The sequence below is a fragment of the Variovorax sp. J31P207 genome (assembly GCF_030316965.1).
Classification (GTDB): Bacteria; Pseudomonadota; Gammaproteobacteria; order Burkholderiales; family Burkholderiaceae_C; genus Variovorax; species Variovorax ginsengisoli_B.
The window spans coordinates 122,707-135,829 of sequence record NZ_JASZYN010000019.1; the positions used below are offsets into that span (position 1 = coordinate 122,707).

Genomic DNA, 13,123 nt, shown 5'->3' on the forward strand with positions numbered 1-13,123 from the left:
TTCGGAGAGGTTTCCGAGGTTTAAGTTTCTTGTCTCGGACAAAAACAGTGCACATGGTACATGTTGCGATGGCCCTGTCGTCACAAAACGTGTATGAGACGGCCGGGTCCTACAGGATCCGCCCCGTAGAATTCGCCGCCATGCAGCCCTCCCCCGCCACCGACACGGTGCGCCTCCCCCTGACGCGACGACTCGCGCGCCTGATGACCTGGTTCGGCAGCTCGCGCCGCTGGTGGGCGCTGGGCATCGCGACCGCCGCGGTCGCCGCGCTCACCGAGCCCTTGCTGGCCGCGATGCTGAAGCCGCTCTTCGATCGCGGCTTCACGCGCGGACAGCTGGCGCTGTGGATCGTGCCGGTGGCGATCATCCTGCTCTTCCTGGTGCGCGGCGTGGCGCAGTTCATCTCGCAATATGCCCTCGCGCGGATCGCCAACGAAGGCATGCAGGGACTGCGGCGCATGCTGTTCAAGCGCCTGCTCGAAGCGGAACTCGCGCTGTTTTCGCGCCAGTCGGCCAGCACCCTGTCGAACACGGTGGTCTATGAGGTGCAGACCGGCGCCATGCTGCTGGTGCAGGCGCTGCTGAGCCTGTCGCGCGACGGCTTCGTGACGATTGCGCTGCTGTTCTACCTGGTCTACCTGAACTGGAAGCTCACGCTGATCGTCGGCGTGATGGTGCCCGGCGTGGCATGGATCATGAAGGTGCTGTCCAAGCGGCTCTACCACCTGACACGCCTGGGGCAGCATGCCACCGACGAACTGGCCTACGTGGTCGAGGAGAACGTCCTCGCCCACAAGATGGTGCGCCTGCACCGCGCCGAAGCCAGCCAGAGCGAGCGCTTCGAACGCCTGAGCCACAGCCTCAATCGGCTGGCCGTGAAATCGACCATCGCCCAGGCCGCGATGACCCCGCTGACACAGCTCTTTGCTGCCTTCGCGCTGTCGATCGTGGTGATGATCGCGCTCTGGCAGGCCGGCGAGAAAGGGCTGACGGTCGGCGGCTTCATCTCGTACGTGACGGCGATGCTGATGCTGATCGCGCCGATCCGGCGCCTCGCCGACATGGCCAATCCGATCACGCGCGGGCTGGCGGCGCTCGAGCGCGGCCTCGCGCTGATCGACGAGGTTCCGTCGGAAACGCAGGGCCGGTTCGTGCTCGAACGCGCGGCCGGCCACATCGAGCTGCGCCGCGTCTGCGTCAACTACCGCGGCGACGACGAGGCGCGCGCGCTCGACGGCGTCAGCCTGGCGATCGAGCCCGGCGAGGTGATCGCCTTCGTCGGGCCCTCGGGCTCGGGGAAGACGACGCTGGTCAACCTGCTGCCGCGCTTCGTGCTGCCGAGCGCCGGCGAGGTGCTGCTCGATGGCCATGAGGTCGGCGAATGGCAGCTCGCGAGCCTGCGCTCGCAGTTCGCGATGGTCAGCCAGGACGTGGTGATGCTCAACGACAGCCTGGCGGCAAACGTCGCGCTCGGTGCCGCGATCGACCGCGAGCGCGTGCTCGAATGCGTCGCTGCCGCCAACCTGGCCGTCCACGTGGAAGGCCTGCCGCAGGGCATCGACACCGTGCTGGGCCACAACGCGACCCAGTTGTCGGGCGGCCAGCGGCAGCGCCTGGCGATCGCGCGCGCGCTCTACAAGAACGCGCCGATATTGCTGCTCGACGAAGCCACCTCTGCGCTCGACACCGAATCCGAGCGGCAGGTGCAGGAAGCGCTGCAGCGCCTCATGCAGGGCCGCACGACGCTGATCGTGGCCCACCGCCTCTCGACCATCCAGCATGCCGACCGCATCGTGGTGATGGAGCATGGCCGCATCGCCGAGCACGGCGCGCACGAACAGCTGATGGCGCTCGACGGCCTCTATGCGCGGCTGCAGAACAATGCCGTGCGCTCAGCGCCGGCGGGCCAGCCGGCTATTCTCTGAACGGCCGCTACAGCAACACGATGTCGTACTGGCCCTGTCCCATCGCGGGCTCGGCCTGAAGCGAAATGGGCTTGCCGATGAAGTCGCTCAGGCCGGCCAGGTGCTGGCTCTCTTCGTCGAGGAAAAGCTCGATCACCTGCGGCGACGAGACGATGCGGAACTCGCGCGGCGTGAACTGCCGGGCCTCGCGCAGGATCTCGCGCAGCACGTCGTAGGCCACGCTGCGCGCGGTTTTCACGATGCCCTGGCCGTTGCAGGCCAGGCAGGGCTCGCACAGCATGTGGGCCAGCGACTCGCGCGTGCGCTTGCGCGTCATCTCGACCAGGCCCAGCTGCGAGAAGCCGCCGGCCGTGGTCTTGACGCGGTCGCGCGCCAGCTGCTTGCGGAATTCGGCCAGCACCTGCTCGCGGTGGTCGTCGCGCGCCATGTCGATGAAGTCGACGATCACGATGCCGCCCAGGTTGCGCAGCCGCAATTGCCGGGCGATCGCCTGCGCGGCCTCGAGGTTGGTCTTGAAGATCGTGTCGTCGAAATTGCGCGCACCGACGAAGCCGCCGGTGTTGACGTCGACCGTGGTCAGGGCCTCGGTCTGGTCGACCACCAGGTAGCCGCCGGACTTGAGGTCGACCCGGCGGCCCAGCGCCTTGGCGATCTCCTCGTCGATCGAATAGAGGTCGAAGATCGGCCGCTCGCCCTTGTACAGCTGCAGCTTGCCGGCCGCCTGCGGCATGAATTCGAGACCGAACTTGAGCAGCGAATCGAACTGTTCGCGCGAGTCGATGCGGATGGTCTGGGTGTCCTCGCTGGTCATGTCGCGCAGCACGCGCTGCAGCAGGCTGAGGTCCTGGTGGAGCAGCGACATCGGCGGCATCCGCGCCGACAGTTCGCGGATCCGGGTCCAGGTCTTGCGCAGGTAGGCGATGTCCTCGGCCAGTTCGGCATCGCTCGAATCCTCGCCGTTGGTGCGCAGGATGAAGCCCCCTGTGTTGGCCGGCACCACGCCGCCGCTGTCGGCGGCCGCGGCGGCCTCGATCAGCGCCTGCATGCGGTTGCGCAGCGCATCGCGCAGGTCGGGCGGGATCTTCTGCGAGACGCCGATGTGGTTGTCCTGCGGCAGGAAGACCAGCAGCCGCCCGGCGATGCTGATCTGGGTCGACAGCCGCGCGCCCTTGGTGCCGATCGGGTCCTTGATGACCTGCACCAGCAGCGACTGGCCCTCGAACACCTGTTTCTCGATCGGCACCATGGCGCCGCCGTTGCGATGGTCGCGGTCGGCCACCTGGGTGCTCGGCCGCGAGCCCGGCGTGAACGGGGCGACGATGTCGGCCACGTGCAGGAAGGCGGTGCGGTCGAGGCCGATGTCGATGAAGGCCGACTGCATGCCCGGCAGCACCCGCGACACCTTGCCCAGGTAGATGTTGCCGACCAGTCCGCGCTCCAGCGTGCGCTCCACGTGGAGCTCCTGCACCGCGCCGTGCTCGACCAGCGCGACGCGGGTCTCCTGGGGGGACCAGTTGATCAGGATGTCTTGCATGTTTTTCTAGTCAGTTGAGGACAGAGCAAAAACTGCTGCGCAGTTTCTTGGTCTGTCCCGCAAGGTCTCAATAGCTCTCGAAGCCGGCTTGGCGCAGCAGTTCGGCGGTCTCGAACATCGGGAGGCCCATGATGCCCGAATGCGAGCCGCTGATGTGTTCGATGAAGGCCGCGGCACGGCCCTGGATGCCGTAGGCGCCGGCCTTGCCCAGGGGCTCGCCGCTGGCGACGTAGGCGGCGATCCGCGCCGGACTGACCGCCGCGAAGCGCACATGCGAGACGTTCAAGGCCGCCAGCCGCCGATCGCCATGCTGCAGGGCGATCGCGGTCATCACGCGGTGGGTGCGCCCGGCCAGCGAGGCCAGCATGCGGGCGGCATCGGCGGCGTCCTCCGGCTTGCCGAGGATGGTGCGGCCGATCGCCACCGTGGTGTCGGCGCACAGGATCGGCGCCGGCGGCAGGCCGCGCTCCCCGTGCCGCCGCACGGCGGCATCGAGCTTCAGCGCCGTGACGCGCTGCACGTAGGCGGTCGGCGATTCGCCGGCCAGCACGGCCTCCAGCGACTCGGCATCTTCCTCGGCGGTGGCCAGCAGCAGTTCGTGCCGTACGCCGAGTTGTCCGAGCAACTGGGCGCGGCGCGGGCTTTGCGAGGCCAGGTAGATGAACGGTGGATGAGAACTCATTCGCGGTGGTACGGATGGCCGGCATTGACCGACCACGCGCGATACAGCTGCTCGACGAGCAGCACGCGCGCCATCGCATGCGGCAGGGTGAGGTCGGACAGCCGGATGCGCTCGTGCGCGGCCGCCTTGAATGCCGGGTCGAGGCCGTCGGGGCCGCCGATCACCAGCGCCACGTCGTCGCCCTCGCCTTGCCAGGCCTGCAGCCGCGCCGCCAGGGCCTTGGTGGTCAGCGCCGTGCCGCGCTCGTCGAGCGCGATGATCCGCATGCCCTTGGCGATCGCACCCTCGATGCGCTCGCGCTCGGCCGCATAGAGGGTTTCGAGCGTCTTGGAGCCGCGCGGCTCGGTCTTGACCGCGCGCAGTTCGAGCTTGAGCTCAGGCGGGAAGCGCTTGGCGTAGTCGTCCCAGGCGGTCTGCGCCCAGTCGGGCATGCGCTGCCCGACCGCGACCACCAGCAGTTTCATGACCTCGGCGAGGTCGTCTTGCGTGCGGCCTTCTTCGCTGCCGGCGCGGCCTTCTTGGCGGCAGCCTTCTTGGCCGGCGCCTTGTTGACCACCACGGTCTTCACGGGGGACTTGGCCGCGGTCGTCTTGCGGGCCGCGGTCTTCTTGGCGGCGGGCTTCTGCTTTTCCGCCTTAGCGGCCTGCTCGGCCGAGCGGATCGCGGTCTTGGCGGCGCTGGAGCGGCGCAGCGAGGTGGGCACCTTCTTGGCCGCGGGCGCTTTCTCTTCGGAGGCCTGGGCCACGGCCGGCTTGGCGGCACCGAGCTTGGTGCGAACCGGCTTGTCGCCCCAGATCTCTTCGAGGTGGTAGTAGCGCCGGATGGCCGGCTGCATGATGTGGGCCACGGCCGCGCCGCAGTCGACGATGATCCACTCGCCATTCGCCTCGCCCTCGACCCGCGGCTTGTGGAAGCCGGCATCGCGCACCGCATCCCGCACGCTGGAGGCCAGCGCCTTGGTCTGGCGGTTCGAAGTGCCCGAGGCGACGATCACGCGCTCGAACAGCGGCGACAGATGTTCAGTGTCGAAAACCTGGATGTCCTGCGCCTTGACGTCCTCGAGCCCGTCGACGATGGCCCTCTGGAGTTTCTGGATGTCTTTTTTTGCGGCGGCTTCAGTGGTCATCAGGCGGGTCGGTAGAGGTGGTGTCTGTCAATATAGCGTGCAACCGCCGCCGGAACCAGACCATCGAGGTCCTCGCCACGCGCAGCGCGCGCCCGGATGTCGGTCGCGCTGGTGTCCATCGGCTGGATTTGGAGTTGCTCGAATCGCGCGCCGGACGGCAGGGGTGCCAGCGTTCCGGGATCGAATGGGCCGGAGGAGCCCGTGGGCAGTGCGCGATCAGCTACCGAAATTATAGCGGTCGCGAGGATCGCCTCGTAACCGTGCCAGCGCGGCAGCGAACGCGCCTGGTCGGCGCCCACGATCAGCACCAGTTGCACGCCGGGTTGCGCCCGCTGGAGTTCGCGCAGCGTGTCGAGCGTGTAGGTCGGCCCGGGGCGCTCGATCTCGCGGGCGTCGACCACGGCGCCTTCGATGCCCTCGAAGGCCAGCCGCGCCATCGCGAGACGGTCGGCCGCGGCGCTCAGCGGACGCGCCTTGTGCCACGCCTGCCCGGTCGGGAAGATGCGCAGCTCGGCCAGCTCCAGCTGTGCCAGCGCCGAACGCACCAGGGCCACGTGCGCGTTGTGCGGCGGGTCGAAGGCCCCGCCGAAGACACCGACGCGCAGGGGGGTCAGAGCCATTCGCGCCGGACGATGAAGTCACTGTAGAGCGCCGCCTCGGGGCTGCCCGGCTCGGGCTGCAGGCGATAGGCCCAGCTGGCCAGCGGCGGCATCGACAGCAGGATCGACTCGGTGCGCCCGCCCGACTGCAGGCCGAAGTGCGTGCCGCGGTCCCAGACCAGGTTGAACTCGACGTAGCGGCCGCGGCGGTGGAGCTGGAAGGCCCGCTCGCGCTCGCCGTAGGGCATGCCGCGGCGGCGCTCGACGATCGGCAGGTAGGCCGGCAGGAAGGCATCGCCGACCGAGCGCAGCAGCGCGAAGCTCTGGTCGAAGTCCGGTTCGGCGAAGTCGTCGAAGAAGATCCCGCCGACGCCGCGCTGCTCGTTGCGGTGCTTGAGCGTGAAGTAGTCGTCGCACCAGGCCTTGAAGCGCGGGTACTTGTCGTCGCCGAAAGGCGCCAGGGCATCGCGGCAGCTGCGGTGGAAATGCACCGCGTCCTCCTCGAAGCCGTAGCACGGCGTCAGGTCCATGCCGCCGCCGAACCAGCACACCGGCGCACCATCGGCAGGCAGCGCGGCGAGCATGCGGACGTTCATGTGGACGATCGGCACGTAGGGGTTGCGCGGATGGAAGACCAGCGACACGCCCATCGCCTCGAACGGTGCCCCGGCCAGCTCGGGCCGGTGCTGGGTCGCCGAGGGCGGCAGCCGCGGCCCGCGCACCTGCGAGAAGCCGCAGCCGGCGCGCTCGAACAGTGCGCCGCCTTCGAGGATGCAGGTCAGGCCGCTGCCCTGCAGCGGCTCGCCCGGCGCCTTGTGCCACGGGTCGCGGACACAGCGCCCGCCGTCGGCGGTCTCGACCGCCTCCACGATGTGCCGCTGCAGGCCGCGCAGGTAGGCGGCCACTGCCTCGGGTCGGCTGTCGTCGGCGGTTGGCATCAGGCCTCGCGGCCGCGCGCCTGGACCGCGCGATGCCCGATGTCCTTGCGGTACTGGGCGCCGTCGAACTGGATCCGAGCCGCCACCGCATAGGCCCGCTGCTGCGCCAGCTTGACGCTGTCGGCCAGCACCGTGACGCAGAGCACGCGGCCGCCGCTGGTCGTGAGTTCGCCGCCGTCGAGCGTGGTGCCCGCGTGAAACACCACGGCGTCCGGCGCCTCCGGCGGAATGCCCGAGATGCGGTCGCCCTTGCGCGGCGCCAGCGGATAACCGTGCGCGGCCATCACGACGCCGAGGGCGACCCGGCGGTCCCACTCGAGCTCGACCTGGTCGAGCGTGCCGTCGGTGGCGTGCCAGAAGACCTCGAACAGATCGGACTTGAGCCGCAGCATGATCGGCTGGGTCTCGGGGTCGCCCATGCGGCAGTTGAACTCGAGCGTCTTGGGGTGGCCCTTGGCGTCGATCATGAGGCCGGCGTAGAGGAAGCCGGTGTAGGGAATGCCGTCCTTCTCCATGCCGCGGATGGTCGGCAGGATGATTTCGCGCATCGCCCGGGCGTGCACCTCGGCCGTCACCACGGGGGCCGGCGAATAGGCGCCCATGCCGCCGGTGTTCGGGCCTTCGTCGCCGTCGAGCAGGCGCTTGTGGTCCTGGCTGGTGGCCAGTGCCGTGACGTTCTGGCCGTCGCACAGCACGATGAAGCTGGCCTCCTCGCCGGTCAGGAACTCCTCGATCACGACGCGCGCCCCGCCCTCGTTGTGCGAGACGCCGAACTTGTTGTCGAGCAGCATGAAGTCGATCGCCTCGTGCGCCTCGGCGGCCGTCATCGCGACCACCACGCCCTTGCCGGCGGCCAGGCCGTCGGCCTTGACCACGATCGGCGCGCCCTTGGCGTCGACGTAGGCATGCGCCGCCGCGGCGTCGGTGAAGGCCTCGTATTCGGCGGTCGGGATCGCGTGCCGCTTCATGAAGGCCTTCGAGAAGGCCTTCGAGCTTTCGAGCTGCGCCGCGGCCTGGGTCGGGCCGAAGATGCGCAGGCCGTGGGCGCGGAACTCGTCGACTACGCCAGCGGCCAGCGGCGCTTCGGGGCCGACCACGGTCAGGCCGATCTTTTCCTTCTGGGCCCAGGCCCGCAGGTCGGCCGGCGCCGTGATGTCGACGCATTCGTAGCGCGTATCGGAGCGGGTGCCGCCGTTGCCCGGCGCCACGTAGACCCGGCTGACCCGGTCTGACTGCGCCAGTCGCCACGCCAGGGCGTGCTCGCGGCCGCCGCCTCCAATCACCAGTACCTTCATTCGCGGGCTTTCGTTTCGCCAAGCCGTCATTCGGACAGCGCGGCGTTGTGATAGACATCCTGCACGTCGTCCAGGTCTTCCAGGACGTCGAGCAGCTTCTGCATGCGGGCGGCTTCCTCGCCGGCGAGCTCGATGGTGTTCTCGGCCCGCATGGTGACTTCGGCCACCTCGGGCTTCAGGCCGGCGGCCTCGAGCGCGTTCTTGACGGCCTCGAAATCGCCGACCGCGGTCAGCACCTCGATGGCGCCGTCGTCGTCGCTCACCACGTCTTCGGCACCGGCCTCGAGCGCGACTTCCATCACCTTGTCCTCGCTGGTGCCGGGCCCGAACACGAGCTGGCCGCAATGCTTGAACTGGAACGCCACCGAGCCTTCGGTGCCCATGTTGCCGCCATGCTTGGAAAAGGCATGGCGCACCTCGGCGACGGTGCGCACGCGGTTGTCGGTCATGGTGTCGACGATGATCGCGGCGCCGCCGATGCCGTAGCCCTCGTAGCGGATTTCCTCGTAGTTGACGCCTTCGAGATTGCCGGTGGCCTTGTCGATGTTGCGCTTGATCGTGTCGATCGGCAGGTTGACCGCCTTGGCTTTCTCGACCGCCAGCCTGAGCCGCGGGTTGCCGCCCAGGTCGCCGCCACCGGTGCGCGCGGCGACCATGATTTCACGGATGGCGCGGGTCCAGAGCTTGCCGCGCTTTTCGTCCTGACGGCCCTTCCGGTGCTGAATGTTCGCCCATTTGCTATGTCCGGCCATGGCTCTATCTCTCGCAATCTTGTGTTTTCAAACCAGGCAGCGAGTTTACTGTCCGGCGGACGCAACTGCCGGGGCCGTCTGACAGGAGCGCCAGTGCCTTTTGGGGATAATCCGAGCCTGATGCGCCCCTGCGCGACCCACTTTTCCAGCCTTCCAGCCCCCGCGCATGAACAATCCCCCGCCGACCGCCGATCCTGGCTCGCCCGAACCCGCGCAGTGCGACGTGCTCGTCATCGGCGGCGGCCCGGCCGGCGCCACGGCCGCCGCCCTGCTGGCCCGCCAGGGCCGCAGAGTCGTGATGCTCGAGAAGGCGCACCACCCGCGTTTCCACATCGGTGAATCGCTGCTGCCGGCCAACGTGGCGCTGTTCGACAAGCTCGGCCTGCGCGACGAACTGGAGCGCATCGGCATGCCCAAATGGGGCGTCGAGTTCGTCTCGCCGGACCACGACCACATCACCCGGCTCGAGTTTTCCGAGGCCTGGGACAAGACCATGCCCTATGCCTGGCAGGTACGGCGCTCCGAGATGGACGAGATCCTGTTCCGCCATGCCGCCGCCCAGGGCGCCCAGGCCGTCGAAGGCTGCCGGGTGCGCGAGGTCGCCTTCGACGCCGACGGCGCCGACGTGCTGGCGGTGCTGGACGACGGCGCGCAGCGCCGGTGGCGCGCACGCTTCGTCATCGATGCCTCGGGCCGCGACACCTTCCTGTCGAACAAGCTCAAGGCCAAGCAAAAGAACCCGAAGCACAACAGCTCGGCGCTGTTCGGCCACTTCACGAACGCCGAGCGGGCGCCGGGCAAGCTCGAGGGCAACATCACGATCTTCTGGTTCCAGCACGGCTGGTTCTGGTACATCCCGCTGGCCGACGGCAGCACCAGCGTGGGCGCCGTCTGCTGGCCCTACTACCTGAAGTCGCGCAAGAAGCCGCTGAAGGATTTCTTCGCCGACACGATCGCGATGTGCGAGCCGCTGGTGCAGCGCCTGAAAGACGCCGCGCTGGTCGACGACGCGGTCTACGCCACCGGCAACTACTCCTACACCAGCACCCACTGCAGCGGCGAGCGCTACCTGATGCTGGGCGATGCCTATGCCTTCATCGATCCGGTGTTCTCCTCCGGCGTCTACCTGGCGATGCACAGTGCCTTCGTCGGCGCCGAGGTGGTCGCCACGGCGCTCGACCAGCCCGCCCGAGCGGCGGCCGAACGGCGACGCTTCGAGGCGGAAATGCGCAAGGGCCCACGGGAGTTCTCGTGGTTCATCTTCCGCGTCACGAATCCAACCATGCGCGAGTTCTTCATGTACCCATCGAACCCCCTGCGCGTCAAGGAGGCGCTGATGTCGCTGCTGGCCGGCGACATCTACGGCAAGACGCCCATCTGGCGCTCGCTGCGCGTCCTCAAGACGATCTACTTCGCGGTCAGCGCCGCGCATCCGCGCCGGACCTGGAACGCCTGGCAGCGCCGCCGGCGCAACATCCGCGATCTCGGGCCGCTCGCCGGCGAAAACATCGTCGAGGCCCAGTGACCGCACGACTCCCCCTGACCACCCCGCCCCTGCGCGTGCAGCGCCTCAGCCTGGCGCAGGGCCTGGCCCTCGCCACCGACAGCCCGGCACTGTTCGGCGCATTGGGCTACGGCACGCCCGACGGGCTCGCCTGGATGCCGACCGTGAACGCCCGCGTGCTGACCGACGGCCCCCCGATGGCCGATGTCTGGCATGCCAGCGAACACATCGAGTCCGGCACCACCGGCGTGGTGCGCTGGCGCTGCGACGGCCACTGGATGCTCGGCGCCATCGACCTCGACGAGAACGTCGAGCAGAGCGGCGTCGCCGCCCTGGCCGAGCGCGCCTACCGCGATCTGTTCGCCGCCCTGGAAGCCACCGGCTGCGCCCACCTCCTGCGGATCTGGAACTACCTGCCGCAGATCAACGGCGACGGCGGCGGACTGGAGCGCTACCGGCAGTTCAATGCCGGACGGCAGCAGGCCTTCGTCGACGCCGGCCAGGCGGCCTTCGACGGCGCCCCGGCGGCCTGTGCGCTGGGCATCCACCAGGGCGCGCTGAGCATCCGCTTCCTGGCCGGCCGCACGGCCCCGCTGGCGGTCGAGAACCCGCGCCAGGTCTCCGCCTACCGCTATCCGCCGGCCTACGGGCCGCGCGCACCGACCTTCTCGCGCGCGGCGCTGGCCGAGATCGGCGGCGGCGACGTCGCGCTCTTTATCTCGGGCACGGCCAGCATCGTCGGCCACGAGACCGTGCACGTGGGCCAGCTGCTGCCGCAGCTCGAGGAGACGCTGCGCAACCTCGCCGCCGTGATCGCGGCCGCCAATGCGCGCACCAGCGCCGTCTTCGATCTGTCGGCACTCGACTGCGTGGTCTACGTGCGCCATGCCGCCGATGCGCCCCTGGTGCGGCAGGCGCTCGAAGCCGCGCTGGGCCCGGCGGCGCACACGGTGAGCCACGCGGTCTACCTCGAAGCCGACATCTGCCGCCAGGACCTGCTGGTGGAGATCGAGGCCCATGCGGTGGCACGCGGCGCCCTGCTCCCCTGATGGGTCGAGGCCATCGATGAACCGGCTGCTTCGTCTGGGACTGTCGATCCCGTTCGCGCTGCCGCTGTATGCGCTGCTGGTGCTGCTCGGTGCCATCTCGCTGCCATGGAACATCGCGGCGATGCTGCTCTACCCGGTGCTGCCGGTGGCCACCGGGCGCGCGCTCGGCCGCCGCGCCATCGCCTTCGCCTACCGCTTCTTCTGGGCCGCCGCGTCGCTGAGCGGCATGATGCGCATCGACGCCGATTGCCTCGACGCCCTGCGCGACGAACGCGGGCTGATCCTGGTGGCCAACCATCCGACCATGCTCGACGCGTTGCTGCTGGTGGCCCGCCTGCCGCGCAGCGCCTGCATCATGAAGGCCGACCTGATGCGCAACATCTTCCTGGGCGCGGGCGCCCGGCTGGCACGCTACATCCGCAACGACTCGGCGCGCACGATGGTGCGGCTGGCGGTCGACGACCTGCGCAACGGCGGCCAGCTGGTGATCTTCCCCGAGGGCACGCGCACCGTGACGCCGCCGCTCAACAGCTTCAGGCCGGGTGTCACGCTGATCGCCAAGCTTGCGCAGGCGCCGATTCAGACCGTGTTCATCGACACCGATTCGCCTTACCTGGGCAAGGGCTGGCCCTTGTGGCGGGTGCCGCCGCTGCCGATCGTGTTCCGCCTGAGCCTGGGCCAGCGATTCGCGCCCTCGCAGGACAGCAACGCGCTGCTGCAGCAGATCGAACTCTATTACCGCCAATCCATGGAACAGCGCGCCCCCGACGCGCAGCCCGCATGCCAGACGTCTCGCGCACCCACCTTGTCCTGATCCCGAGCTACAACACAGGAGAACGCCTGTTCTCGACGGTCAAGGCGGCACGTGCGCAGTGGAACCCGGTGTGGGTGGTGATCGACGGCAGCACCGACGGCACCGGCGAGCGGCTGCAGCGCATGGCCGCGGACGACCCCGGGCTGCGGGTCCGGGTGCTGCCGCACAACCAGGGCAAGGGTGCCGCCGTGCTGCATGGCTTGCGCGAGGCGCAGCAGGCCGGCTACACCCACGCACTGACGATGGATTCCGACGGCCAGCATCCGGCCGACCTGATCCCGACGTTCATGCAGGCCTCGCAGGCGCGTCCCGAGACGATGGTGCTCGGCCGTCCGGTCTTCGATGCCAGCGCCCCGCTGCTGCGGGTGCGCGGACGCCGGGTCTCGAACGGCTGGACGCAGCTGGAGACGCTGTTTGCGGGCGTGGGCGATTCGCTCTACGGCTTTCGCGTGTACCCGGTGGCGGACCTGATCGCAGTCATGGCGCGGCAGCCGTGGATGCGCCGCTTCGACTTCGACACCGAAGCGGTGGTCCGGCTGGCTTGGCGTGGCGTCAAGCCGGTCAACATCGATGCGCCGGTGAAGTACCTCACGGCGGAAGAAGGCGGCGTGTCGCACTTCCGCTATGGGCGCGACAACCTGCTGCTGACCTGGATGCACACGCGGCTGATGGTGGAGTTCGTGCTGCGGCTGCCGGGGTTGGTGATTCGCAAGCTGCGGGGGGTGGCGCCGTTTCAGGCGTGAGCGCCTGTGGGGTGAGCGGGGGGACGGCGGCGGCGGGCGGTATGCCCCGGGCCGGCCGACGTCACCGGCCGCTTCGCGGCTGCCCTGCGCTGCTCGCGGTACGCGGGGTCCGCGCAAACTCGCTTCGCTCAAACACGCGCGGCCCTTTTTCCGCGCACCGCT

Annotated in this window: 13 protein-coding genes; 5 read left to right on the forward strand and 8 right to left on the reverse strand. The window is 69.1% G+C overall.

The features are described from left to right. Positions 1-140: 140 nt before the first annotated feature. Entirely contained in the window at positions 141-1,925 is a 1,785-nt protein-coding gene (gene msbA, locus QTI68_RS36655) for a lipid A export permease/ATP-binding protein MsbA (protein WP_286529143.1), read from the forward strand. Between the two features lie 7 nt (positions 1,926-1,932). Here the strand turns inward: msbA and rng are convergent, their stop codons facing one another. The 8 genes from rng to QTI68_RS36695 form a co-directional block, all read right to left on the reverse strand. Beyond that, the gene (gene rng / locus QTI68_RS36660; protein ID WP_286529144.1) at positions 1,933-3,459 is read right to left on the reverse strand and encodes a ribonuclease G; all 1,527 of its coding nucleotides are present in this window, start codon (positions 3,457-3,459) and stop codon (positions 1,933-1,935) included. A gap of 67 nt (positions 3,460-3,526) precedes the next feature. After that, the gene (locus tag QTI68_RS36665) at positions 3,527-4,141 is read right to left on the reverse strand and encodes a Maf family protein (protein WP_286529145.1); all 615 of its coding nucleotides are present in this window, start codon (positions 4,139-4,141) and stop codon (positions 3,527-3,529) included. Next, complete coding sequence (gene rlmH, locus QTI68_RS36670; RefSeq protein WP_286529146.1) at positions 4,138-4,605, reverse strand: 23S rRNA (pseudouridine(1915)-N(3))-methyltransferase RlmH; 468 nt, start codon at positions 4,603-4,605, stop codon at positions 4,138-4,140. Before rlmH ends, QTI68_RS36665 begins: the two co-directional genes overlap by 4 nt. After that, positions 4,602-5,267 carry a ribosome silencing factor gene (gene rsfS / locus QTI68_RS36675; protein ID WP_286529147.1) on the reverse strand — a complete coding sequence of 222 codons (666 nt, stop codon included), beginning with the start codon at positions 5,265-5,267 and terminating at the stop codon, positions 4,602-4,604. The genes rlmH and rsfS overlap by 4 nt, the downstream gene beginning before the upstream one ends. Next, positions 5,267-5,887, reverse strand: coding sequence for a nicotinate (nicotinamide) nucleotide adenylyltransferase (gene nadD, locus QTI68_RS36680; protein ID WP_286529148.1), 621 nt, complete (start codon positions 5,885-5,887; stop codon positions 5,267-5,269). The genes rsfS and nadD overlap by 1 nt, the downstream gene beginning before the upstream one ends. Further along, positions 5,878-6,804 (reverse strand): oxygen-dependent coproporphyrinogen oxidase, encoded by a 927-nt coding sequence (gene hemF, locus QTI68_RS36685; protein ID WP_286529149.1) that lies wholly within the window; start codon positions 6,802-6,804, stop codon positions 5,878-5,880. Before hemF ends, nadD begins: the two co-directional genes overlap by 10 nt. Continuing rightward, positions 6,804-8,099 carry a phosphoribosylamine--glycine ligase gene (gene purD / locus QTI68_RS36690; protein WP_286529150.1) on the reverse strand — a complete coding sequence of 432 codons (1,296 nt, stop codon included), beginning with the start codon at positions 8,097-8,099 and terminating at the stop codon, positions 6,804-6,806. Before purD ends, hemF begins: the two co-directional genes overlap by 1 nt. A 26-nt stretch (positions 8,100-8,125) precedes the next feature. Continuing rightward, positions 8,126-8,851 carry a YebC/PmpR family DNA-binding transcriptional regulator gene (locus QTI68_RS36695; RefSeq protein WP_286529151.1) on the reverse strand — a complete coding sequence of 242 codons (726 nt, stop codon included), beginning with the start codon at positions 8,849-8,851 and terminating at the stop codon, positions 8,126-8,128. A 166-nt stretch (positions 8,852-9,017) separates the two neighbouring features. Between QTI68_RS36695 and QTI68_RS36700 the strand changes: the two genes are divergently transcribed. Genes QTI68_RS36700 through QTI68_RS36715 form a run of 4 tightly spaced genes read left to right on the forward strand, consistent with a single transcriptional unit; the run spans position 9,018 to position 12,961 of the window. After that, positions 9,018-10,376 carry an NAD(P)/FAD-dependent oxidoreductase gene (locus QTI68_RS36700; protein ID WP_286529152.1) on the forward strand — a complete coding sequence of 453 codons (1,359 nt, stop codon included), beginning with the start codon at positions 9,018-9,020 and terminating at the stop codon, positions 10,374-10,376. Next, complete coding sequence (locus tag QTI68_RS36705) at positions 10,373-11,404, forward strand: chorismate transformation FkbO/Hyg5 family protein (protein ID WP_286529153.1); 1,032 nt, start codon at positions 10,373-10,375, stop codon at positions 11,402-11,404. Before QTI68_RS36700 ends, QTI68_RS36705 begins: the two co-directional genes overlap by 4 nt. Positions 11,405-11,420: 16 nt before the next feature. Beyond that, complete coding sequence (locus QTI68_RS36710; protein ID WP_286529154.1) at positions 11,421-12,218, forward strand: lysophospholipid acyltransferase family protein; 798 nt, start codon at positions 11,421-11,423, stop codon at positions 12,216-12,218. Then, a complete protein-coding gene (locus tag QTI68_RS36715) occupies positions 12,185-12,961 on the forward strand; it encodes a glycosyltransferase family 2 protein (protein WP_286529155.1) in 777 nt (258 codons plus the stop codon). Before QTI68_RS36710 ends, QTI68_RS36715 begins: the two co-directional genes overlap by 34 nt. Positions 12,962-13,123: the final 162 nt, after the last annotated feature.